Consider the following 23,425-nt stretch of genomic DNA (forward strand, 5'->3'; position numbering starts at 1 on the left):
GATAGAGGCAACAAAGCCGTCAATCCGGGCCCGCGCCACGGCTTCTCAACGAGTTCCGCTTGCATGCCGGGCCGGGCTTTGCTAGTCTGGCTTTGATTGCCCTAGCGCAAGCACAGCACCGCCGGGCCGCCAGAACGCCCGGCGCATTACACAAACCTGGGAGACGATAGATGAACAAATTTTTCAAAAGCATCATGGTGGCGCTGTCCCTGTTGGCGTTCAGCCTGACGGCGAACGCGGCCGACAAGGGCACGGCCGACGAGGCCGTGGCCATGGTCAAGAAGGCCGGCGAGTTCCTCAAGAAGAACGGCAAGGAAAAAGCCTTCGCCGAGTTCAACAATCCCAAGGGCCAGTTCATCAAGGGCGACCTGTACATCTTCACCTTCCTGGCCAACGGCGACGGCATCGAGCAGGCCAACGGCGCTAATCCCAAGCTGGTCGGTAAGAACGTCTCGGAGATGAAGGACGCCGACGGCAAGTTCCTGATCAAGGACATCCTGGCCGCCGGCATGAGCAAGGAAGGCAAGGGCTGGGTCGACTACAAGTGGCCGAACCCGGCTACCGGCAAGATCGACGGCAAGCGCACCTACGTGGAGCGGGTCGACGATGTGCTGATTGGCTGCGGCATTTACAAGTAAGATCCGGCTAAGCCCAAGCAAGCCCAAGCAAGCCCGCTCGGCCCAGGTCGGCCCGGGCGGGCTGCGCTCAAGTTAGATTTCCATCCGAAAGTACCCACTCGCCAGCAGTGGCTCGGCGTCCGCCCGCGCGATCCGTTGCAGCGGCGCCTCGCGCGAAAATCGATACGTGGCATGGCTTGCCGGCCCGACGACCTGGATCGGCGCCCCGGCAAGATAGCGCAGCGTCACCGCGCCCGCCTGCGCCTGCACGGTGGCGCGCGGCGCCGTACCGCCGGCCGGCGGAGCGGGTTTGCCGGCGGCCGTTGTGTGCGCAGCCATGCCCGGCAGCGCAGCCGGCGTCGCCGACGCCTGCTTAAGGTTGGAGCTCGTTTGGAGACTGTTCCGCAGTTCCGTCCGCTTCCCGCCGCAACAAGTCATGATGCTCTCCTTCCGTTGCCAAGGGCTGAATCATCAAAGGGTCGCGCCCCATCCGTTCGAGTAGACAGGCCGCGCCGGACAGGGCCAGCCAGGCTAGCGCGCATTCCTGCGCGGTGCGCCCGAGCAGCAGCCCAAACGGCGCCGCCACCCACAGACTGACACAGTAGAAGCAATCCATCAGCCGGCCCAGCACGCCGTTGCCTAGTGCCGCCCGCAAGCGCGCCAGCAGATCCCATGGCCCGTCCTCGAACGCTAGCAGATGGGCCAGGCGCCAGCTAGCGAAAACGCCCAGCACAAAGCCGAACCATGGCGCGTCCATCCGCTCAAACCGGCGGCAGGTCGTTGCAGATCTTTACCGGCCAGTCCGCCGTGGCGTGACTGACGCCGCAGGGGCGCGCGGTGCGGTCGTACACGGTCAGGTGGAAAATGTAGACGCAGCACTCGCCCCGTTCCAGCGCGAAGCCGGGCGGCACAGGGTAGGGCAGGGACGTCCTGCAGGTCGGGTCGACGGCGCGCAGGTCGAACTGGGTGAGCGTGCCGATGACGGTGGGCACGGTCGGCACGCCGCAGCGCGTGCCGGGATCGCCCACCCGCGAGGTGCCATGGAAACACGGAGGGCCGGAAAGCGGGATGCTGATCGGGATCGAGATCGTCGGCCCGCCTTGTTTTTCCACGGAAACGACGTAGTAGTCGAAGTTGTCGTTGGGCCGGGTCAGCGGCAGGAGGGTGTCGTCGATGTATTCGTCGTAGGCGATGCCCGAGACCGGCAGCGGCCACGGCACACTGCAATCCGGCGGCAAGGCGAACTGGCTGACGAACAGGTCGGCGCATTTGGGCACGGCGTTGATCTGGACCAGGGCGGTGATCGGTTTGTTGTCGATCCACACACGCTGGGTGTCGCAGTAGCTGTTGCCGAGCGTGTCCTCGAGCACCAGCCGCAAGGTGTACAGCCCGCTCAACTGGCAGCCGCCCACGTTGCTGCTCCACGACGAGGGCGACAGCAGCGCCTGCGGGTCGCTGAGCAGGCAATACGGCGGGAAGGGCACTTGCACCAGGCAATCCGGCACCCAGTTGGCGGTCAGGACCGAGGTGTCGGTGCGCATGTTGATGTCGCGGTACTGGGCCGCCGTGCTGAACTCGACGGTCCAGAAGTTGCTCCAGCCTGCGGTCGCGCAGTCGGTCACGTAGCCCGGCTTGTAGTCGAGCGTGTAGCGTTTGATCTTCTGGCTGTCGTCGCAGCCGCCGACGAAGGCCGCGCCCCAGATTTGCAGGCAGGTGCCGAACGAGGCTTCGAAGTCGCCCGCCGCGCGCGTGCACAGGGCCGGCACGTGGTCGATGAAGCGGGCGGCGGGATCGAAGGGCGTGCTGTCGAGCGTGAAGTTGCCGTCCACGCCGAGTATCCGCACGTCCTTCTTGAAGACGCCGAAGATGATCGGTCCGCAGGGCGGCAGGGTCTGGTTGGCGCCGTAGACGGTCAGGCGCACGAAGTAGGTGCCGGCGTTCAGCAAAGTGCTGTCCAGGTAGGCCAGCAGCCCGCCCGTGACCGGGCTGTTGCCCTGCACTGTGTTGCCCGGCGGGACAGGCGGATAGACAAAATTGGCGGCGTGCCAGACGATATTGTCGGTCGACCATTCGAGCACATAGCGCACGAAGCCGAGGCCGGCGGCGGTGCCGTGGATCGGCACGACCAGCGCGGGAATCGCCGGGTTGACGACTTCGGCGATGCATCCCTGCGGGCCGCTGAGTTCGCACGTCAGCGGACGAAAACAGTCGCGCAGGCAGAACCAGTACCTCACCAGGCAGCGATACACGTCGATCAGGTTCTTGGCGCGCGCCAGGCAGCAGCCGAAACGGGTGGCGCACATGCACCAGCACTGGTAGAACCAGAACCAGGGCTCCCTGCTGTGCGCGTCGAACGCCTTTTCGCCCAGCAAGGCGCGGGTGGTGTCGACCGTCATCAGGCGTTCGAACACGGCGGCCGCCTCCTCTTCGCCCTCGTCGCAGTCGATCTGGCCGTCGGCCACGGCGTCGGCCAGGCCGGCGGTGAAATCGATGCTGGCGAGCTGGTCGCTGACGAAGGGACGGTAGGCCTTGGCCAGGGCGGCGACCAGGATGTCGAGGTCGCGGCGCTCGAGCTCGGTCAGGTGGCCGGGCGTGACCGGCGTGCCGACCGCCTGGCGCACGCACAGCCAGTAGCGGTACAGGTAATACGCCGACAGGCGGAAGGTGCGCGGCCGGCGGCACACCAGCCAGCCGAAGATCATGCAGCAGCGGATGTGCAGCAGCAGCCAACGCCAGCGCTCGATAGGTCCAAGCAGTTCGCGCGCCTGGGGCGGCAAGAGGGCGAACACCACCTCATCGTCGGGGAAGCCGCCCAGCAGCCGCTGGGCCGCTGCCAACTCCGCTTCGCAGTCGGGCGGGGCTTGGCGGGCTTCTTCGCCGAGCGCGTCCAGGTCGCCGGCCCGCTTGAGGTCTTCTTCGAGGATCGGGCGGTAGATATCCACCAGGGCCTTCAACACGATCTGGAATTCCGGGCTCGACGGATCGCTCGCTTCAGGGTGGGAAGTTGCCATTTTTGTTCCCCTTCAAGATGTGCATTTAGAAATGCCCGGAATACATACGGACGAGTGAACTCGCGCCAGAGAAATCACGGTGGCGTGGGAACCATTCTAGTAATGCGCGATAGCGTCGGGTTTGATGTGGAACAAGCAGGCCCAGCCAAAGATGGCCCTAGGCCGCCAGCGCGGCCAGGTCGACGCCGATGCCGCCGCAGACGATGAACAGCGGGCGGCGGAAGCGCGCCAGCTCGTCCACCTTGTTGTAGCCGGCCGCCAGCGCCGCGCCGCAGGCCGGCTCGACCAGCACGCGCATATCGTCGGCGAAGCGGCGCGCGGCGGCCACCGCCTGGGCGTCGCTGACCACCACGCTGAGCACGCTGTGGCGGCCGGTCCAGGCGTAGGCCTCGGCGGCGACCCGCTTGGCGCCCAGGGTGGTGGCGAGCGAGGTGATGGCCGGCAGGCTGACCAGGGCGCCGGCGCGCATCGAGGCGCGCAGCGAGGCGGCGCCCTCGGTCTCGACGGCGATCAAAGGCACCTTGGCCAAACCGTGGCGGTGCAGGCCCTGCAGCACGCCGGACATCAGCCCGCCGCCGCCGACCGAACACACCACCACGTCGAACTCGGCGTCCATGGCGCGGCTCTGCGCGACGGCCTCGTCGATCATGCTGGAGTTGCCTTCCCAAATGTCCGGATGGTCGAACGGCGGCACGTAGACGGCGCCGGGCGCGCCGGCCAGGCGCTGCGCCTCGACGTTGGTCTCGTCCCACACGGCGCCGTGCACGATCACCGTCGCGCCGATGTCGGCGATCTTTTGCCGCACCGCCGCCGAGGTGGTTTGCGGCACCAGGATGGTGGTGCGCACGCCCAGCGCCACGCCGGCCACCGCCGCCGCGAAGCCGGCGTTGCCGCCCGACGGACAGACCAGGTGGTCGGCGCCGGCGGCCACGGCGCGCTGGCACAGCAGGCCGATGCCGCGCAGTTTGAACGAGCCGGACGGTTGGCTGTTCTCCATCTTCAGCAGCACGCGCTTGTCCAGCGCCGCCGACAGGGCGCGGTGTTCCAGCAGGGGAGTGGGAATGTGCAATGGGGTCATGTCGGCAGGGCTCCTGGTTCTCGGATGTCGGTGGTGAAATTGAATTGTTGCAACGCCGGCTGAGCATATCACCTGGCGCGCCGCCTTGCAGCCTAGCTTGAGAAGTCGCAGTCGGCCGCCGCGCGCAGCGTGGCGAAGGGGCCGTTGAGGGTGGCGTTGTGGTGGGCGATGATGGCGCCGGCCGGCAGTGCCGGCGTGTCCATGCAGCTGTGGGCGTCGGCCACCAGCACCACCTTCAGGCCCAGGTCGGCGGCGGCGCGGCAGGTGGTGTCGATGCAGTACTGCGTCTTCAAGCCGGCGACGTGCAGCTCGCCGACGCCGGCCTCGGCCAGCCGGCGCGCCAGTTCGGTGCCGTGGAAGCAGCTGGGGCGGCGCTTGTCGAAGACCTTGTCGCGCGCCGGGTCGAGGTCGAGCGCGGCGAGCAGCTGCCAGGCCGCGCTGCCGGCGGCGATGGGTGAACCGTCCGGTCCGGTGTGGCGGGCGGCGAAGATGGGCGCGCCGGCCGCGCGCGCCTTGCCGATCAGCAGCTGGACGTTGGCCAGCAGGCGCTCGGCCTCGTGGGGCCGTTCGGCGCCGTTGAACAAGCCTTGCTGCATGTCGACGATCAGCAGGGCGGAGGAGGGGGACGATGGTGCTGCTTGCATGGTGTTGTTCCTGTCTGTGTGAGCCGGCAGGGACGAGGGAAATGACAAGGCACCGTCCATCGCTGGCGGGGCCTTGGGGGGAATCACTTCTCGCTGACGCGCACTCTCCTCACGGCCCGCCGGTGGCGGTCGTGGTGGTGGTAGTGGTGTAGAGCACGAGGAAGTTCATGGGCTCAATATATCGGCTGGCCGGGGGCGCGTCAAGCCTCGACGCCGGTCTCGGCCTCGGCCTCGGCCGCCAGGTCGGCGGCGATGGCGCGCAGCAGCGCCGGCTGGTCCGGTTCCAGCAGGTCGTTGTTGCTCAGCTGGATGACCGACAGGCCGGCGCTCGGCACGCGCAGGATCAGCGTGTTGAAGCCCCACAGGCAGCCGCTGTGGAACACGTAGTCCATGCCCTCGTGGTTCAGGCACTCCAGGCCGTAGCGGTAGGAGAACAAGGCGCCGTCGTTGTCGTGCGACTCCTGCAGCAGCGCGTGCACCAGGCTGTCCGGCGCGGCGTACTGGCGGTGCCAGTCGCGCTCCAACAGCAGCAGGTCGTTGGTGCAGGAGTACAGGCCGCCGTCGCCCACCGTGTTGGCGTTGCCCAGGTGCTGCTTGTAGCCGCGCGGGCGCAGCGGGTCCGGGCTGTAGCTGCGCACCCGGTCGGGCAGGACGGCTTGGCGGTCGACGTCGAAGTCGGTGGCCGCCATCGCCAGCGGTTCGAACACCAGCCGGCGCGCGTAGGCCGCCAGCGGCGTGCCGCCGACCACCTCGATCAGCTGGGCCAGCAACTGGTAGTTGCTGTTGCTGTAGTCGTGGCGGGTGCCGGGCGCGAAGTCGAGCTCGTCGAATTTCTCGATCAGTTGCAGCACCAGCGGGTTGTCGAAGTAGTTGCTCTCGTGCCGGCCCAGCTGCAGGTCCAGGTAGGGCAGGTAGTCGGGGATGCCGCTGCTGTGGTTGAGCAGGTTGCGCAGCGGCACCGGCGTGTCGATGCGGTGCATGATGGGCAGGCGGGCGCGGACGTCCTCGTCGAGAGACAGGCGGCCCTGGCGCACCAGGTCGAGGATGCAGGCGGCGGTGAATTGTTTGGACTCGGAACCCATGTAGTAGCGCGAGCGGCCGCTCAGCGGCACGCCCAGCTCCATGCAGGCGACGCCGTGGTGCAGCTCGAACAGCGGCGCGCCGTGGCGCACGACGAGGGCGCTGAAGCCGGGATCGCTGGCGGGAACCTTGGATTGGACGGAAAGGAAATGCTCGGTCAGAAAATTCATCAGTGGGAGGGGCTATGGTCGAGGGAGGACATGGGCGCGGCGGCGGCGCCCAGGCGATGGCACTGCGGCGGACGGCGGCTCAGCCCGGCATAGCTTCGTTGCGGTTCAGGTCGGAGATGCCCTTGATCAGGCGGTAGGCCTTCCACAGCCAGGCGCCGATCCACACCAGCCAGGCCAGCGGGATGCCGATGATGGTCATGAACAGCACGAAGCCGACGAACATCCACACCACGTACCACCAGAACGAGCGGATCTGCCAGCCGTGGTGGCTGTAGACGAAGGTGCCGGCCGTCTCGCCGCGCTTGACGTAGTTGACGATCAGCGGAATGAAGGAGAAGGCGCCCAGCGAGAACAGGAAGCTGACGGCGTGGATCAGGTAGAGCCACCAGGCCAGGTTCTTGGCGGAGTCCAGGCGGGTGTCGAAAACAATCTCTTGGGACATGGTCGTGCTCCTCGGTGCGGGCGGTCAGGCTTACCAGTATAGCAATGTAGGCAAGCCTGTGCGCGCGCCGCAGGGAAGATGCGCTAGCCGAGCAGCGGCAGGATGCCGTCCAGGCCGACGAAGTTGAGCGCCACGCTGGCCTGCTCGCGCACCACCGGCTTGGCGCGGAAGGCCACCGACAGGCCGGCGATGGCCATCATCTTCAGGTCGTTGGCGCCGTCGCCCATGACGATGGCCTGTTCCGGGCGGATGCCCAGCTGCGCGCAGACGCGCTCGACGGTGCGCTTCTTCTCCTCGGCGTCGACCACGGTGCCGACGACGCGGCCGGTCAGCTTGCCGTCGACGATCTCGAGCTCGTTGGCGTGGGTGTAGTCCAGACCCAGGCGCGCCTTCAGCCGCTCGGTGAAGAAGGTGAAGCCGCCCGACACCAGCAGCGTCTTCAAACCGGCCGCCTGCACCGCAGCCAGCATGGTTTCCGCGCCCAGCGACAGGCGCAGGCGCTCCTCGTAGACGCGCTCGAGGGCGCCGGCGTCCAGGCCCTCGAGCAGGGCGACGCGGCGCGCCAGGCTGGCCGAAAAGTCCAGCTCGCCGCGCATGGCCGCCTCGGTGATCTCGGACACCTGCGCCTTCAGGCCCTGCATGTCGGCGATCTCGTCGATGCACTCGATGGTGATCAGGGTCGAGTCCATGTCCATCGCCACCAGCTTGAATTCGTCCAGCCGGTGCCGGCCCATCATGTAGGTGGCGTCGAGCTGGGCGGCGTGGGCCGCCACCTCGATGGTCTGGCGCAGGCCGGACGAATAGCTGATGTCCTCGCAGCGCACGGCGCGCTCGCTCAGCCAGGTCAGGCGGGCCGGCGCGGCCAGCGCGGCGATGCGCTCCAGGCGCGGCTTGCAGTCGTCCAGGCCTTGCAGGACCAGGTTCATGGTGGTGTTCTGTGGTGTGTTCATGGCTGCTTGTTGTAGTGTTTAGGCGGTCAACTGTTTGATCGCGGTTTTAATCTGGCTGACGCGCGCCGCCAGGTCGGGCATGGCGACGGTGATCTTCAACTTGTCCTGGCCGTTGAGCTTGATCTGGCGGTTCTTTTGGATCAGCTCGATGATGCGCATCGGGTCGATCGGCGGCTTGGCCATGAACTGCAGCGTGGCCGCCTCGCCATGGGCGTCGATCTTGATGATGCCGACGGTCTTGGCGGCGATGCGCAGGCGGTGCGTTTCGACCAGCGCGCGCACCGGGTCGGGCAGCTTGCCGAAGCGGTCGATCAGCTCCTCCTGCATGTCGTCGATCTTGTGCTGCTCGGCGCAGTTGGCCAGCCGCTTGTAGATCGACAGGCGCTCGTGGACGTCGCCGCAGAAGTCGGCCGGCAGCAGCGCCGGCACGTGCAGGTTGATCTCGGTGGTGGAGGCCAGCGGCGCGGCCAGGTCCGGCTCGGTGCCGTTCTTCAGCGCGCGCACCGCCTCGTTGAGCATGTCCGAGTACAGCTGGAAGCCGATCTCGTGCATTTCGCCGGACTGGTTGTCGCCCAACACCTCGCCGGCGCCGCGGATCTCCAGGTCGTGCATGGCCAGGTAGAAGCCGCTGCCCAGCTCCTCCATCTGTTGGATCGCGTCGAGCCGGCGCTGCGCCTGCTTGGTCAGCGTCTGCACGTCGTGCACCAGCAGGTAGGCGTAGGCCTGGTGGTGCGAGCGGCCGACCCGGCCGCGCAACTGGTGCAGCTGGGCCAGGCCGAACTTGTCGGCGCGGTGCATGATGATGGTGTTCGCCGTCGGCACGTCTATGCCGGTCTCGATGATGGTGGTGCACAGCAGGATGTTGTAGCGCTGGGCGACGAAGTCGCGCATCACCTTCTCCAGGTCGCGCTCGTGCATCTGACCGTGGGCCACGGCGATGCGCGCCTCCGGCAGCAGCTCGGTCAGCATAGCCATGCGGTTCTGGATGGTCTCGACCTCGTTGTGCAGGAAGTACACCTGGCCGCCGCGTTTGAGCTCGCGCAGGCAGGCCTCGCGGATGATCGCCTCGCTCTCGCCGCGCACGAAGGTCTTGATCGCCAGGCGCTTTTGCGGCGCGGTGGCGATGATGGAGAAGTCGCGCAGGCCCTCGAGCGCCATGCCCAGGGTGCGCGGGATCGGCGTGGCGGTCAGGGTCAGCACGTCGACCTCGGCGCGCAGTGCCTTCAAGGCCTCCTTCTGCCGCACGCCGAAGCGGTGCTCCTCGTCGATGATGACCAGGCCGAGGCGGGTGAACTTGACGTCGCCCGAGAGCAGCTTGTGGGTGCCGATGACGATGTCGAGCGTGCCGTCGCTCATGCCCTTGATGGCCTGGGTGATCTCCTTGCCGGTGCGGAAGCGCGACAGCTCGGCGATGCGCACCGGCCAGTCGGCGAAGCGGTCGGCGAAGGTCTGCGCGTGCTGCTCGGCGAGCAGGGTGGTGGGCGCCAGGATGGCCACCTGCTTGCCGCCCATGACGGCGATGAAGGCGGCGCGCAGCGCCACCTCGGTCTTGCCGAAGCCGACGTCGCCGCACACCAGGCGGTCCATCGGTTTGCCCGAGGTCATGTCCTTCAGGACGTTGCGGATCGCCTCGGCCTGGTCGGGCGTCTCGTCGAAGCCGAAGCTGTCGGCGAAGCGCTCGTAGTCGTGCGCCGAGTATTCGAAGCTGTGGCCCTGGCGCAGGGCGCGGCGGGCGTACAGGTTGAGCAGTTCGGCGGCGGTGTCGCGCACCTGCTCGGCGGCCTTCTTCTTGGCCTTTTCCCACTGGCCCGAGCCGAGCGTGTGCAGCGGCGCGTCCTCCGGCGAGGCGCCGGAGTAGCGCGAGATCACATGCAGCTGCGACACCGGCACGTATAGCTTGCTGTCCTTGGCGTATTCGAGGTGCAGGAACTCGGTCTCGCCCTCGCCCAGGTCCATGCTGGTCAGGCCCATGTAGCGGCCGATGCCGTGGTTGATGTGCACCACCGGGTCGCCGATCTTCAGCTCCGACAGGTCGCGCACCATCGACTCGACCTGGGTCACGCCCTCCTGCTTCTTCTTGCCGACGCGGCGGCCGGAGCCGGCGTACAGCTCGGTCTCGGTGATGAAGATCAGCTGTTCGCCGTCGACCGACAGCTCGAAGCCGGCATGCAGCGGCGCCACGCCCAGGGTCAGCTTGGCGCCGCTGGCGAGGAAGCCGTCGTAGCCCTCGACCGGCGTCAACGCCAGGTCGAACTCGGTGAAGTACTGCTGCAGCGTTTCGCGCCGGCCGTTCGACTCGGCGCAGACCATCACCCGGCGGCCGCTTTGCAGCAGATAGGCGCGCAGATTGGTCAGCGGGTCCTCGCTGTGGCGGTTGACGGCGATGTTGGGCACCGGCGCCGACAGCTCGGAGGCGCCGGCCTCGGCGTCGCGTGTCAGCACCAGGCGGGAGTAGGGCTTGGCCAGCGTGAAGAACTGCTCCTCGCTGAGGAACAGCGCCTCCGGCGCCAGGATGGGGCGCTCGCGGTCGGCCTTGAGGAAGCGGTAGCGCGAGCCGGTGTCGGCCCAGAAGCGCTGGATGGCGCCGTCGATGCCGCCCACCAGGGCCAGCGCGGCGCCCTCGGGCAGGTAGTCGAACAGCGTCGCCGTTTGGTCGAAGAACAAGGGCAGGTAGTACTCGATGCCGGCCGAGGCGATGCCGCTGCTGATGTCCTTGTAGACCACCGAGCGCGACGGGTCGCCCTCGAACTGCTCGCGCCAGCGGTTGCGGAAGGTGGTGCGGGCCGGTTCGTCCATCGGGAACTCGCGGCCCGGCAGCAGGCGCACCTCGCGCACCGGGTACAGCGAGCGCTGGGTGTCGGCGTCGAAGGTGCGGATGGTCTCGATGGTGTCGCCGAACAGGTCGAGCCGGTAGGGCAGGGCCGAACCCATCGGGAACAGGTCGAGCAGGCCGCCGCGCACCGAGTACTCGCCGGGCGACATCACCTGCGAGACGTGGGTGTAGCCGGCCAGGGTCAGCTGGGTTTTTAGACGAACTTCGTCGAGCTTTTCGCCCTGCTTGAAGAAGAAGGTGTAGGCGGCCAGGAAGGACGGCGGCGCCATGCGCACCAGCGCCGTGGTGGCCGGCACGATCATCACGTCGCACTGGCCGTTCTGGATCTCGTGCAGCGTGGCCAGGCGCTCGGACACCAGGTCCTGGTGCGGCGAGAAGGCGTCGTAGGGCAGCGTCTCCCAGTCCGGCAGCAGGTGGCAGCGCAGCTGGCCGGCGGCGAACCAGGGGATCTCGTCGAGCAGGCGCTGGCCGTCGCTGGCGTTGGCCACCACCACGGCCAGCATGCGGCCCTGCGATTTGAGTTCGAGCGCCGACAGCGCCAGCGCGTAGGCGTCGGCCGAGCCGTACAGGGCGGGCAGGGCGTAGCGGTTACCGGGTTTGGGGAGGGATTTTTTTAAGTCGAAGGACATGCAGGCGCTGACACAGATTGAACGGTTAAGCGCACCGCCCAGAGTGGCAATGCCGCTGCGCACATTATAGACGAAGCCTCCGCGCCACGTGGGGCGGCGATGCGGCCGGCCGCTACGGAAACGACAAAACTTGGTATCATGGCCGATACTGAACTATCGGAACCCCGCCATGACCACCACTCCTCGCTTTGTAGTCACCCCATCGACCCACCCGCTGAACGACGCCGAGCGCGCCGAGCAGCTGCGCGTGCTCAGCTTCGGCCGCACCTTCACCGACCACATGGTGGTGATTCCCTACCGCGACGGCGCCTGGCAGCAGGGCGAGGTGAAGGCCTACGGCCCGCTGATGCTGGACCCGTCGGCCTCGGCGCTGCACTACGGCCAGGCCATCTTCGAGGGCTTCAAGGCCTTCTCGCAGCCGGACGGCAGCATCAAGACCTTCCGTCCCGAGGCCAACGCCGAGCGTTTCAACCGCAGCGCGCGCCGCCTGGCCATGCCGGACCTGCCGGTCGACCTGTTCATGGAGGCGGCCGACCTGCTGATCAATCTGGACGCCGCCTGGGTGCCGAAGAACGTCGGCGAGAGCCTGTATCTGCGTCCGCTGATGATCGCCACCGACGCCTTCCTCGGCGTGCGCCCGTCCAACGAATACCTGTTCGTGCTGTTCGCCTCGCCGGCCGGCGCCTACTTCCCGCAGGGCGTCAAGCCGGTCACGGTGTGGATCAGCGAGGACTACGTGCGCGCCGCGCCGGGCGGCACGGGCGAGGCCAAGTGCGCCGGCAACTACGCCGCCAGCCTGGTGGCCCAGGCCCAGGCGCAGGAAAAGGGCTGCGACCAGGTGGTTTGGCTGGACGCCGTCGAGCGCCGCTACATCGAAGAGATGGGCGGCATGAACCTGTTCTTCGTCTACCAGGAAGAGGGCAAGACCGTCATCGTCACGCCCGAGCTGACCGGCACCCTGCTGCCGGGCATCACCCGGCGCAGCCTGCTGGAACTGGCGCATGACCTGGGCTACGAGTCGAGCGAGCGCAAGCTCACCGTGCAGCAGTGGCGCGACGACGTCGCCGCCGGCCGCCTGACCGAGGTGTTCGCCTGCGGCACGGCCGCCGTCATCACGCCGGTCGGCAAGGCCAAGGCCAACGGCTTCGAGCTGAGCATCAACAACGGCCAGAACGGCCCGGTGACGATGGCCCTGCGCGAGGCCCTGCTGGCGATCCAGCACGGCACCGTGGCCGACCGCCACCACTGGATGCACCAGGTCTGAGCGTCATCCCCGGCGGCGATTATTTAGGGTCAGACCCTAGGGTCTGACCCTGGTTCTGCGCCTTTGGGTTTGGCCGGCGCCGGCCGGTTGGCCACGCCGAACGGCACATGCACCATCGGGATCGTGCCGCCGGCCGATTTCAGGTGGCTGAGCTGGTCGTCGAAGAAGATGTGCGGCTTGAAGATGCGCAGCACGCGCGCCTTGTCCATGCCGCCCAGGAAGAAGGTCTCGTTGGCCGACACCCCCCAACTTTTCAAGGTCGTCACGACGCGCTCGTGCGAGGGGGCGTTGCGCGCCGTGATGATGGCGATGCGCAAAATTTTGCGGTAGGCCGGATCGCGCCGCTGCGCCCGCTCCTCCAGGCGCTGCATGCGCGCCAGCTTCTGGAACAAATCGGCCAGCGGCCCCGGCTGGTGCGGCACGGCGACGTGGGCCCGCTCGTGGGCGTGGAACTCGGCGACGTCGTTGTTGCGCTTGAAGACGGTCTCCGACTCGTCGTCGGCGATCACGCCGTCGAAGTCGAAGGCGACGCGCAGTTCGGCGCCGTCGCCGCCGTCCGGTTCCTCGTCCTCGGTGCGCGAAGGCAGCACCAGGCCGGCCGGCAGGCCCGCCGCCAGCGCCATGCGCACGTCGTCCTCGTTGGCGCTGAGAAACAGCGCGGCGTTGAAGGCGGGCAGGTAGGTGTAGGGCGACTGGCCGGTGACGAAGCAGGCGCGCGAGATGTCCAGCCCGTAGTGGGCGATCGAGCGCATCACCCGCAGCCCGGTCTCGGGTGAATTGCGCGACAGCAGCACCACCTCGACCGGCGCCTGGCGGGCGAAATGCTGGTTGATGCCGAGGAAGCGGCGGATGAAGGGGAAGGCGACGCCCTTGCCCAGCACGCTGTCGTGGTGCTGCTCCTGGTATGTGCGGTAGGCCTCGGCGCCTTGCTCGAGGTAGACGCGGTGCGACTCGGTCAAATCGAACAGCGCGCTCGAGGCGATGCCGATGACCAGCTTGTTCTCTATCGGGTAGGCCATGGATCGCTCAATCTTTGCTAAAGAGTAAGTGTACGGCAGAACTTCGGCCGCGTCGCGCCCGCCGCTGGCCCGTGGCGCCGCGCCGGCGGCCTCGAAAACAGCGGATATATTGCCGCAGTGGTATTATAGTTGGATTTTTGTCACTCGACTATACAGCTTGTTTTCATAGGAGAAATGGCAATATTCGGTACTGTATTGGTATTGTCCTCTAAAAATAATTCTTGTTTTTGTGAAAATACATATTGTCTTTGAGATATAATTCGTCCTGTCAAACGCAGCAAGTACAGTGTTTCTTCCCACAAACCAGTAACAGTACCAATTAGATACCATGACCCCAACCACATTCGTTGCCCGTCTCCTGCCCGTACTGCTGGGCACCTCCGTCCTGTGCTCCGCCCAAGCCGCCGTGTCCTCCATCGACCTGGGCGCGGCCGCAGGTTACAGCGGTTTTTTCTATAACAACGTCGTCAACGTGGCCGACGTCGAGGGCCGTTTGGCCGTCGGCGGCAACCTGTACACCAACGGCCTGTCGGTCGGCTACCGCACGCCGTTTGGCGTCACCGGTCCTAGCCTGGTGGTGGCCCGCAACGTGTACATGGGCAGCGGCGACATCTTCACCGGCCCGGCCACCAATGTGAACACCAACGCCAGCGAAGGCCCGATCACCGAATACAAGAAGGAAACCGGCTACGGCGTGTACGGCGGCACCAAGGTCGGCTCCAGCGACTACCACGACCTGCGCCAGCAAACCGGCGTGATCGACTTCGCCGCCGCCAAGACCCAGCTGACCAAGCTGTCGGCCGACCTGAACAACACCGCCGCCAACGGCACCGTCGAACTGAAATGGGGCGGAATCTACCTGACCGGCGACAACAGCTCCGACCTGCAGGTGTTCAACATCAATTCCAGCGAGCTGGGCAACCTGGTGCTGGAGAACGTCAAGTCCACCGCCAGCGTCGTCATCAACGTTACCGGCGGCGGCATGGTCAGCTTCACCGGCGGTCAAACCGGCCAGATGGTATCGATGCGCGACCGTCTGATCTACAACCTGGTCAACGCCACCGACATCAGCATGTCGACCTACGCCTACGGCACCGTGCTGGCCAACAACGCCGTGCTGAGTGCCGGCTCCGGCCACCTGGAAGGCAACATCATCGCCAAGGCGATGACCACCAAGGTCGAGATCGGTTTCGAGCCGTACAAGCCTTACCTGCCAACTTCGCCGGTGCCTGAGCCGGAAACCTACGCCATGCTGCTGGCCGGCCTGGGTCTGGTGGGCTTCATGGCGCGCCGCCGCAAGGCCGCCTAAGACACACCGTGTCGCCGCCGGCTGCCGCCGGCTAAGGAAGGGCTCCCGCGGGAGCCCTTTTTGTTGTCCGGCCACAGCGCGGCGGCTTTTTGCCGCCGCGCGGCGGCGGCGATTGCCTTGCCGTCGCCGCTGAGCTACATTGGGGCATCGTGCCCCAGGGAACCGACGTGCTCAACCCAGAGACTCTCTTGCTGGTGGAAGTCTGCATTACGCTGCTGACCACGGCGCTCTTGCTGGCCGCCGCCTTCTATACCGACTCGCTGGAGGAGCAGCGCCTGTGGGCGCTGGGCAATGTGACGGCTTGCGTCGGCCTGGCCATCTCGGCGACGGACGGCCTGCCGCAACTGGTCCACGGCGTGCTCAGCTACGGCGTCATGGCGCTCGGCATGGGCCTGGTCCTGCGCGGCGTGTGCCTGTTCTGCGCCGCGCCGTTGGCGTGGAACCGGGTGGCCCTGATCGTCGCCGCGCCGCTGGCGCTGGCCGGCTACTTCAGCGTGGTCGAGCCCAGCCTGCGCGCGCGGCTCGGCCTGAGCGGCTTCTATTTCGGCGCCCTGTGTTGGCTGTGCGCCGCCACCCTGCTGCGCCACGCCGACTGGCGCAGCGTCGCCATCAGCGTGCTCGGCTTCACCGCGCTGGGGCTGGCGCTGGGCGCGCGCGGCGTCTACCTGGTCCTGTATCCGCTGCCGCCGGACGGACGCGGCGCGCTGCCGTTGGACCTCAGCCTGCTGGCGACGGCGCTGGCCCAGGTCTGCGTCGCCTTCGGCATGGTGATGATGGTGACGCGGCGCTACGCCGAGCAGCTGCGCCGGCTGTCCACCCTCGACCCGCTGACCGGCGCGCTGAACCGCGCCGCGCTCGAGCAGCAGGGCGGCCGCGTCGCCCAGCGCACCTTGCACGGCGGGCGCAGCCTGTCGGTGCTGATGCTCGACGCCGACCACTTCAAGCAGATCAACGACAGCCACGGCCATCCGGCCGGCGACGAGGTGCTGCGCCACCTGACCCGCCTGCTGCGCCAGGAGTTGCGCCCGCTCGACCTGCTGGCCCGCTACGGCGGCGAGGAGTTCGTGCTGGTGCTCGACGGCATCGACCTGGCCGGCGCGGCCGGCGTCGCCGAGCGCCTGCGCGACAAGGTCGAGCGGGCGCCGGTGGCGGTCGACGGCCAGACCGTGCACTACACCGTCAGCGTCGGCGCGGCCTGCTCGGACGAGCACGGCTACGACCTGCTGCGCCTGATCGCCGTCGGCGACGCCGCCATGTACGCCGCCAAGCGGGCCGGCCGCAACCGCGTGGTCTGCCTGTGAACGGCGGCGCGGCGGCGCTGGCGCGGCGGCCCCCATGTCGGCCATAATAGGGAGACGCGGATACGTCGACCACCAACAGGAGAGATGCGATGGCCAACCAGGTTGCCATGGGCGCGATGCTCAGTTGCAGTTTCGGCGCGGCGCCGTCGTCGCTGGTGGTGCTGCCGACCAACTGCGTGCTGGCCGACGGGCCGCCGGCCGCGACCATCATGGACCACGTGCCGATGCTCAACATCATGCCCTTCGGCATGTGCAACTCGCCGGCCAATCCGATGGTGATCGCCGCCACCGCCGCCGCCCTCGGCGTGCTCACGCCGATGCCCTGCATCCCCGTCACCGCCGCGCCCTGGGTGCCGGGCGCGCCGACCGTGCTGATCGCCAATTTCCCCGCGCTCGACAACAACTGCAAGTGCATGTGCAACTGGGGCGGCGTGGTCGCCGTCAACAGCCCTGCCACCACCACCACGATGATTCCGTAGCGCCCATCCGACACTATGCCGCAAGTCGCCTACTTGCCTGTGGTACTTGCCAGTGGGTAATAAGCCACACTCTGGCGGACAGCTGTTGACCTAGGCCAAGGGAGCGCCCATATTCGAGTTGCGGGAGATTCTCTCCAATTCTATCCGGCGGCCTAGCCAGGCGACCGGTCCTCGGGCAGCGGCATAGCGGGAGTGAGCGATGTTTAATAATTTATTGATCAAATGGAAACTCGCCAGCCTGGTCGCCATCATGATGGTGGCGCTGGCCGTCATCGGCGGCAGCGGCTACAAGGGCATCGCCACCGTCGGCGGCGCCGTCAACGAGATCGGCGTGGTGCGCCTGCCCTCGATCCAGGGCCTGCCGATCATGAGCGAGGGCCAGACGGCGGTGGCGGCGGCCACGCTGACCACGGCGATCTACGAGAACGACTACCATTCGCAGGACAAGTTCGCTGCGGCGATCAAGCTGCACCAGCAGGCCTGGAAGCACATCGACGCCGGCTGGAAGAAATACGAGCCCTTGCCGCAGACCGACGAGGAGGCCGTGCTGTGGAAGCAGTTCGTTGCCGAGTTCGACGCTTGGAAGGCGGTCGACGGCAAGATCGTCGGCTTGATGAACACGCTGGCGGGTAACCAGGACGAGCAGAAACAGAAGGACATGTTCGTCGAGTTCTACCGCCAGTACGAACTGTCGCGGCCGCTGTTCCTGAAGGCCGAGGCGACGTTGATGAAGATCCAGGATTTGAACGACGCCATCGCCAAGGCCAGCGTGCAGGAGGGCGGAGACGCGCTGGTGCAAGCCAAGGGCGTGATGGTCGGCTCGGCGTTGTTGGCCATGCTGGTGGCGATCTGCTGCGCCGTCTACATCACCGGCACCATCACGCGGCCGCTCAACGAAGCGGTCAAGGTGGCGCGCACGGTGGCCTCGGGCGACCTGAGCAGCCGCATCGAGGTGCGCACCACGGAGGAGACCGGCCAGCTGCTCGGCGCCTTGAAGGAGATGAACGACAGCCTGGTGCGCATCGTCGGCCAGGTGCGCGCCGGCACCGACACCATCGCCACCGCCTCGACCCAGATCGCCAGCGGCAACCTCGACCTGTCCTCGCGCACCGAGGAACAGGCCAGTTCGCTGGAGGAGACTGCCTCGTCGATGGAGGAGCTGACCTCGACCGTTCGCGCCAACGCCGACAACGTGCGCCAGGCCAGCGCGCTGGCCGCCTCGGCCTCCGGCGTGGCGCTGCGCGGCGGCCAGATGGTCGGCCGCGTGGTGGCGACGATGGAGGCGATCAACCAGTCGTCCAACAAGATCGTCGACATCATCAGCGTGATCGACGGCATCGCCTTCCAGACCAACATCCTGGCGCTCAACGCCGCCGTCGAGGCGGCCCGCGCCGGCGAGCAGGGCCGCGGTTTCGCCGTCGTCGCCAGCGAGGTGCGCAACCTGGCGCAGCGCTCGGCCACGGCGGCCAAGGAGATCAAGGTGTTGATCGGCGACTCGGTCGGCCAGGTCGACGCCGGCAGCAAGCTGGTGGCCGAGGCCGGCGCGACGATGGACGAGATCGTCGCCAGCGTCAAGCGCGTCACCGACATCATGGGCGACATCAGCATGGCGACCCAGGAGCAGAGCGCCGGCATTGACCAGATCAACGTGGCGGTCAGCCAGATGGACAACGTGACGCAGCAGAACGCCGCGCTGGTCGAGCAGGCGGCCGCCGCTGCGGCCTCGCTGCAGGAGCAGGCCGGCGGACTGGCCGAGGTGGTCAGCGTGTTCCGCATCGACAGCGCGGCGGCGGCACGGCCGGCGGCACCGATCGTCGTCGCCGCGCGCCGGCCGCTGGGCTCGCCCGCCAAGCCCGCCAAGTCGATCAAGCCGACCTTGCGTCTGGCCGCCACGTCGAAGGTGGCGGCCGCCACGGCGGAGTGGGAAACGTTCTAAACTGTTTCGACGGTGGCGCTTGGGCGCCGTCAAACAGTGCGCGCGCCGGCGTGTTAACCTGATTCTCCAGGCGGATGCCAAGGAGCGATCATGCTGACGGACAATGGTGAATCGAGCATTGCGAACCAGGCGCGCGCCGACTATGCTGGGAAGATGGAAGCTCGCCTCGACAGAATGGAGGGAAGACTCACGGCCATTGAAGCGGACGTGGCCGTCATTCGCTCCAATTATGCGACCAAAGAAGACCTGGCTAAGCTCCGAGACGAGCTGAGGGGTGAGATTTTTTCCGGCAAGTCAGACGTGCAAAAGGCCATCAATGAGCAGACCTGGAAGATCCTCCACTTCATGACCGGCGTGGTGGTGGCCGTTGTAGGCGCCGTCTATTTCATCGCCCGCTACGTCCACTAGCGGCTCACAGCAGCCGCGCCACCTGCACGATCAACAGCGCCGACGGCACCAGCAGCAACTGCGCCAGCAGCGTGCCGGCCAGCCGGCTGCCCACCAGCCACACCACCGCCTTGCGGAACTGCGACTCGCTGACCCGCCCCTCGATGACGTCGTCGGTCATGCCCGACATGTGCGGATCGATGAACACCGCCATCATCACCGTCGCGCCGCCGTTGATGATCGACGACAGCGTGCTCGACGTCACCCGCACGGCCGGGTCCAGCGCGCCGGCGTACAGTGCGGCGAACACGCCCACCGTCCACAAGGCCACCGCGCCGACGTTGAGCAGCGTGACCGACAGCGATACACCGTTGCCCTTGTGCAGGCCGGCCAGGTTGGCGCCGGCCGGCGCGCTGGCCACCTCGCGCACGTAGGAGATGCCGCCCTTGAACAGCGCGTGCATCATCAGCTTGGGGATCGAGCGGTGCACCTGGAAATGCAGCACGGCGCGGCAGAACACGCGCTGGAAGGTGGGGATCAGCAGCGCACCGACGAGCGTGGCCAGCGAGGAGGCCAGCAGCAGCCAGCGGAAGTCCATCAGCAGGTCGAAGGCGCCGGTGGTCAGGTTGGTCTCGACCCGCTTGGCCATGAAGGGGCCGAGGAAGGAGTTGGAGGTGCGCGACACCAGCATCAGTATGCTGAACAGGGCCAAGGAGACGGCGATGCGCTTGGTGCGCACGCCGGCGATACGCACCGAGTAGGCCAGCGTGCCGATCAAATGGATCACGAAGGTGAGGAAGCAGATCAGTAGCAGTTGCTTGTCCATGCGAGCCTGTGGGTGGGGGAGGGGCGGCCGCGCATACTCGCATGAAATGGTCGATTCGGCAATGCCGGGCGGCGCGGGAACGCTGCGGCAGCGCAAACCAGCGGGCGATGGAAGGCGCTACCTTGGGGGGATATCACGCGCGGGAGTACGACATGCCCAGCAGTATCGAAAATCCAGTCCCCAGCAGCCAGCCCGACGACGATCCACCGATTGCGGATCTGGATAAGCGGGCCTATTATAAATACATGGAATCCAGGCTCAATCTCTTCGAGGCGAACTTGAGCACGTTGCGCTCCGACATGAATGCAGGTTTCGATAGGCTGCAGAGGGATATACATGTGCTACAGGAAACCACGCGCAGGCTTGAACTCAGCGATATCAAAACGCAGGCCGATATGGAAATGCTCAGGCACGACATCGCCTACATCCGTGACAACTACGCTACCAAGGCAGATCTGCAGGAAGCGATGATGAAGCTCACCTTGCGCATCATGGGCATGATGATGGTGATGACCGGCTCCTTGGTCGGCGCGATGTTCTTTATTGCACGTCATTCATCCTAGCCCGCATAACGACGAGCCAGTAGGGCTCACTCATAGGCGCCCAGCCGGCGCTGCTCCTCGGCGCTGAAGTTGGCGTCGCGCAGCTGCTGCAATTGCGCCTCGGTCCGCTCGTTCGGCGCGCCACCGCCCAGCAAGTCCTTGCGCTGCGCCTGGTAGGCGCCGATGCGGCGCTGCCAGTCGGCCTCCTCGCGGTCGACCTCGGCCAGGCGCGCCGCCGCCTCGGGCGAGAAGGCCGCCGCGCGCAGGCGGTACACCTCGTTGTCGCCGCCGCCCTGGGCGCGCAGTTGGCGCACCGAGTCCTCCAGGCGCAGCACCTGGCTGGGCGCGTCGCGCTCGGCGCGCAACGCCGCCGGCATGCGCGCGTCGAGCGCGGCCAGCCTGGCCTTGCGCTGCTCGGCCGTCAGCGTGGCGTCGCTGTTGATCTCCAGGCGGGCGATGGCGTCGTTGTCGTAGGCGTCGCCGGCGCCGAACAGGCCGTCGATTTCCTGCACACTGAAATAGCTGTGGCGCAGCTGCTGCATGGCGGCCAGGCGCTGCCGCGCGCCCTTCGCCAGGTCGTTGGTGGCCGGCAGGCCGCGCTCCAGCACCGCCAGCGCGCCCTTGTATTTGAGGTAGTTGTCGAGCAGGCGCTTGGCCGTCGCCGCCGCGCCCGGCTTGAGGCGGCGTTCCAGCTCGCGCTCGATCTCGGCCTTGATTGCGTTCAGGCTCCTCCTCGCCCAGGCCGGCCAGATAGTAGTCGAACAGACGGCCCAGTTCGGCGTCGACCACCAGCTGGTCGGCGCCGTCCTGGCGCAGCTCGCCGTCGGGCCGGGTGCCCTCCATCGAGCGCACGAACGCGAAATAGTTGGGATCGGCGCGCTCTTTGACCGGCGCCGCCGCCTCCGGTTTGAAGAAGGCGAAGTACAGCGCCGCCAGCAGTATCGCCAGCGCGCCCAGCCGCAGCAGTGTCGCGTTCGTGTTCATGCGCCTCTCCTTACAGTCCCAGGCCCTGCAGGCGGTTGGCCTGCTGGCGGAAGATGGTCACCGGGTTGGTCTCGAACAGGTTGGTGATGCCGACCAGCTGGTTGACCTCGTCGAGGTGGTTGAGCGCGTAGTCGTCGCGGATCACCCGGCCCAGGTGGCTCGAGCAGCTGGCCACCAGGCCGTCGTTCTTGGCGCCGTTGAAGGCGATGGCGGTCAGCGCCAACACCGGGTCGCTGACGTCGAGCACGTTGGTGTAGGGCTTGGCGCCGCTCCAGGAGAAGTAGTACACGCCGCGCGCCTGGTAGGCGCCCTCGCCGCAGGCCGTGGTCGGCACGCCCTCGGGATGGGCGGCGTTGAAGGCGGCGGTGCCGGCCGTGCTCAGCGAGACGGCGGCGGCGCGCGAGTTCTGCGGCAGGGTCGGGCTGCCCGACAGGAAGCTGATGAAGCCGGAGACGGCGTTGACCAGGCTGTAGCTGGCGCCCGGCACCGCACCGATCAGCACGTCGGCCACCTTGGAGCCCTTGTTGACGCCGCCCACGCTGCTGACCGAGGCCACCAGGTCGGGCCGCACCGAGGCGACGTAGCGGGCGGTCGGACCGCCGTGGCTGTGGCCGACCAGGTTGACCTTGGCGGCGCCGGTGGCGGCCAAAATCTGCTTGACCTGGGCCAGCAGCTGCTCGCCGCGCACCTCGGTGCTGTTGGCGGCCGACACCTGGGTGACGTAGACCTTGGCGCCGCCGTCGCGCAGGCCGGAGGCGATGCCGTAGAAGTAGTCGACGGGGCCGATGTTGTCGAAGCCGAACAGGCCGTGCACCAGCACGATCGGATACTTGGTTTGCGTGTAGCCGGCGGCCCAGGACGGCGCGGGCAGGGCGCAGGCGGCGATCAATAGCAGGGACAGCAGTTTCCAGAAGCGTTTCTTCATTTTTGTCTCCAATGGGTATTGAAATGAGATAGCTGAAAATGGACGAATAGTCCGTGCCGGCAACGCCTGTTTCCTCCCGGTCTGTGCCGGAAATAAAACGAGCAACTGCTCGGTTTTCGAAATGTAGCACCGCTTTTCCTGCCGCACATGCCGCACGTGGCAAAGCGCGGGCGGAATTTGCATTCGGCCCGAATCAGTTGTTTTCCTGAGATATAATTGTTCCGAAATTCAATCTTCGGGATGACCTTGCCGGCCCAATTCGACTTCCAGCGCTTCCAACAGATGACGCCGCTCGACGGCGCCAACATCTGGGCCTATCTACTCGACCGCTATGCCGAGCGCATCGGCGTCAAGCGCCGCAAGCCGGCGCTGGAAAACCTCGAGAAAATCTTCAACGCCACCTTCCGCCTGGCCAACGACGTCGGCTTCCGCGCCATGACGCTGCGCGACCTGAGCCGCGAGACGGGCATCTCGATGGGCGGCTTGTATGGCTATATCGACGGCAAGGACCAGCTGGCCGAAATGATCGAGGAGGTGGTGCGCCACGCCACCACCGAAATTCCGCGCATGTTCGCCGGGGTCGACAGCGCGCTGGACCGGCTGGAGGGGATGATACGGGCCTCGATCTACCTGTCGGAGATCCTGCAGCCGTGGTTCTACTTCGTCTACATGGATTCGCGCGTGCTGGCGGCCGAGCAGCGCCATGTGGCCAAGGAGTCCGAGCTGTACGTGCAGACGGTGGTCGCCGCCACCATCGAACAGATCGCGCCGCGCCCGCCCGGCGACGCCACGCTGCTGGCGGCGCACTGCCTGGCCCTGTTCCAGGACTGGTACGTCAAGCGCTGGAAGTACCGCGCCGCCAAAATCAGCCCCGACGACTTTGCCGACAGCACGGTGCGCTTCGTGCGCGGCTATCTCGACCACTCCGCCGCCTGAGCTGGCTCCGTCGTCCTCGCGCAAGTGGGACACGTCAATTCATGGCTCGTGCGTTTTCACAAA

Annotated in this window: 22 protein-coding genes; 9 read left to right on the plus strand and 13 right to left on the minus strand. The window is 66.8% G+C overall.

All coding sequences use genetic code 11. The features are described 5' to 3' along the window. Window positions 1-170 precede the first annotated feature (170 nt). The gene (locus tag QC826_RS11510) at window positions 171-638 is read left to right on the plus strand and encodes a cache domain-containing protein (RefSeq protein WP_279765748.1); all 468 of its coding nucleotides are present in this window, start codon (window positions 171-173) and stop codon (window positions 636-638) included. A gap of 72 nt (window positions 639-710) precedes the next feature. Here QC826_RS11510 and QC826_RS11515 read toward each other — a convergent pair whose 3' ends face one another. The 9 genes from QC826_RS11515 to mfd form a co-directional block, all read right to left on the minus strand. Further along, window positions 711-956: a hypothetical protein gene (locus QC826_RS11515; RefSeq protein WP_279765749.1), complete on the minus strand. Its 246-nt coding sequence runs from the start codon at window positions 954-956 to the stop codon at window positions 711-713. Between the two features lie 34 nt (window positions 957-990). Further along, window positions 991-1,374: a DUF1360 domain-containing protein gene (locus QC826_RS11520; RefSeq protein ID WP_279765750.1), complete on the minus strand. Its 384-nt coding sequence runs from the start codon at window positions 1,372-1,374 to the stop codon at window positions 991-993. Between the two features lie 4 nt (window positions 1,375-1,378). Next, a complete protein-coding gene (locus QC826_RS11525; RefSeq protein WP_279765751.1) occupies window positions 1,379-3,628 on the minus strand; it encodes a hypothetical protein in 2,250 nt (749 codons plus the stop codon). 157 nt (window positions 3,629-3,785) lie between these two features. After that, window positions 3,786-4,706, minus strand: a complete 921-nt coding sequence (locus QC826_RS11530; RefSeq protein WP_279765752.1) for a pyridoxal-phosphate dependent enzyme — start codon at window positions 4,704-4,706, stop codon at window positions 3,786-3,788. 92 nt (window positions 4,707-4,798) lie between these two features. Then, on the minus strand, window positions 4,799-5,350 hold the full coding sequence (locus QC826_RS11535) for a cysteine hydrolase family protein (protein ID WP_279765753.1): 552 nt from the start codon (window positions 5,348-5,350) through the stop codon (window positions 4,799-4,801). Between the two features lie 200 nt (window positions 5,351-5,550). After that, entirely contained in the window at window positions 5,551-6,600 is a 1,050-nt protein-coding gene (locus tag QC826_RS11540; protein WP_279765754.1) for a serine hydrolase, read from the minus strand. A 79-nt stretch (window positions 6,601-6,679) separates the two neighbouring features. Beyond that, window positions 6,680-7,042, minus strand: coding sequence for a DUF4870 family protein (locus tag QC826_RS11545; RefSeq protein ID WP_279765756.1), 363 nt, complete (start codon window positions 7,040-7,042; stop codon window positions 6,680-6,682). 83 nt (window positions 7,043-7,125) lie between these two features. Further along, entirely contained in the window at window positions 7,126-7,968 is an 843-nt protein-coding gene (serB, locus tag QC826_RS11550; protein ID WP_279766451.1) for a phosphoserine phosphatase SerB, read from the minus strand. Window positions 7,969-8,010: 42 nt separating this feature from the next. Further along, window positions 8,011-11,454, minus strand: a complete 3,444-nt coding sequence (gene mfd, locus QC826_RS11555; RefSeq protein ID WP_279765757.1) for a transcription-repair coupling factor — start codon at window positions 11,452-11,454, stop codon at window positions 8,011-8,013. Window positions 11,455-11,623: 169 nt separating this feature from the next. On the opposite strand from mfd, the gene QC826_RS11560 reads away from it, so the two are divergent. Continuing rightward, window positions 11,624-12,718 (plus strand): branched-chain amino acid aminotransferase, encoded by a 1,095-nt coding sequence (locus QC826_RS11560; RefSeq protein WP_279765758.1) that lies wholly within the window; start codon window positions 11,624-11,626, stop codon window positions 12,716-12,718. 29 nt (window positions 12,719-12,747) lie between these two features. Here the strand turns inward: QC826_RS11560 and QC826_RS11565 are convergent, their stop codons facing one another. Next, window positions 12,748-13,737 carry a 5'-nucleotidase gene (locus tag QC826_RS11565; RefSeq protein ID WP_279765759.1) on the minus strand — a complete coding sequence of 330 codons (990 nt, stop codon included), beginning with the start codon at window positions 13,735-13,737 and terminating at the stop codon, window positions 12,748-12,750. A 328-nt stretch (window positions 13,738-14,065) separates the two neighbouring features. Between QC826_RS11565 and QC826_RS11570 the strand changes: the two genes are divergently transcribed. The 5 genes from QC826_RS11570 (at window position 14,066) to QC826_RS11590 (ending at window position 19,170) form a co-directional block, all read left to right on the plus strand. Then, window positions 14,066-15,046, plus strand: coding sequence for a choice-of-anchor A family protein (locus QC826_RS11570; RefSeq protein ID WP_279765760.1), 981 nt, complete (start codon window positions 14,066-14,068; stop codon window positions 15,044-15,046). A 167-nt stretch (window positions 15,047-15,213) separates the two neighbouring features. Then, complete coding sequence (locus QC826_RS11575; RefSeq protein WP_279765761.1) at window positions 15,214-16,347, plus strand: GGDEF domain-containing protein; 1,134 nt, start codon at window positions 15,214-15,216, stop codon at window positions 16,345-16,347. An 89-nt stretch (window positions 16,348-16,436) separates the two neighbouring features. Next, on the plus strand, window positions 16,437-16,826 hold the full coding sequence (locus QC826_RS11580; protein WP_099417618.1) for a DUF4280 domain-containing protein: 390 nt from the start codon (window positions 16,437-16,439) through the stop codon (window positions 16,824-16,826). A 199-nt stretch (window positions 16,827-17,025) separates the two neighbouring features. Further along, entirely contained in the window at window positions 17,026-18,762 is a 1,737-nt protein-coding gene (locus tag QC826_RS11585; protein WP_279765763.1) for a methyl-accepting chemotaxis protein, read from the plus strand. A 90-nt stretch (window positions 18,763-18,852) separates the two neighbouring features. Beyond that, window positions 18,853-19,170 carry a hypothetical protein gene (locus QC826_RS11590; protein ID WP_279765764.1) on the plus strand — a complete coding sequence of 106 codons (318 nt, stop codon included), beginning with the start codon at window positions 18,853-18,855 and terminating at the stop codon, window positions 19,168-19,170. Window positions 19,171-19,174: 4 nt separating this feature from the next. Here QC826_RS11590 and QC826_RS11595 read toward each other — a convergent pair whose 3' ends face one another. Further along, window positions 19,175-19,975 (minus strand): lipid II flippase Amj family protein, encoded by an 801-nt coding sequence (locus QC826_RS11595; RefSeq protein ID WP_279765766.1) that lies wholly within the window; start codon window positions 19,973-19,975, stop codon window positions 19,175-19,177. Between the two features lie 41 nt (window positions 19,976-20,016). Here QC826_RS11595 and QC826_RS11600 point away from each other — a divergent pair, with 41 nt between their 5' ends. Then, on the plus strand, window positions 20,017-20,538 hold the full coding sequence (locus QC826_RS11600; protein WP_279765767.1) for a hypothetical protein: 522 nt from the start codon (window positions 20,017-20,019) through the stop codon (window positions 20,536-20,538). Window positions 20,539-20,564: 26 nt separating this feature from the next. Here QC826_RS11600 and QC826_RS11605 read toward each other — a convergent pair whose 3' ends face one another. Beyond that, window positions 20,565-21,125: a lipase secretion chaperone gene (locus tag QC826_RS11605; RefSeq protein WP_279765768.1), complete on the minus strand. Its 561-nt coding sequence runs from the start codon at window positions 21,123-21,125 to the stop codon at window positions 20,565-20,567. Window positions 21,126-21,511: 386 nt separating this feature from the next. Continuing rightward, window positions 21,512-22,426, minus strand: a complete 915-nt coding sequence (locus QC826_RS11610) for a lipase family alpha/beta hydrolase (protein ID WP_099417612.1) — start codon at window positions 22,424-22,426, stop codon at window positions 21,512-21,514. A gap of 240 nt (window positions 22,427-22,666) precedes the next feature. Here QC826_RS11610 and QC826_RS11615 point away from each other — a divergent pair, with 240 nt between their 5' ends. After that, window positions 22,667-23,362 (plus strand): TetR/AcrR family transcriptional regulator, encoded by a 696-nt coding sequence (locus QC826_RS11615; RefSeq protein ID WP_409567797.1) that lies wholly within the window; start codon window positions 22,667-22,669, stop codon window positions 23,360-23,362. Window positions 23,363-23,425 lie beyond the last annotated feature (63 nt).

The organism is Rugamonas sp. DEMB1, from assembly GCF_029834475.1.
Lineage (GTDB): Bacteria > Pseudomonadota > Gammaproteobacteria > Burkholderiales > Burkholderiaceae_D > Rugamonas > Rugamonas rubra.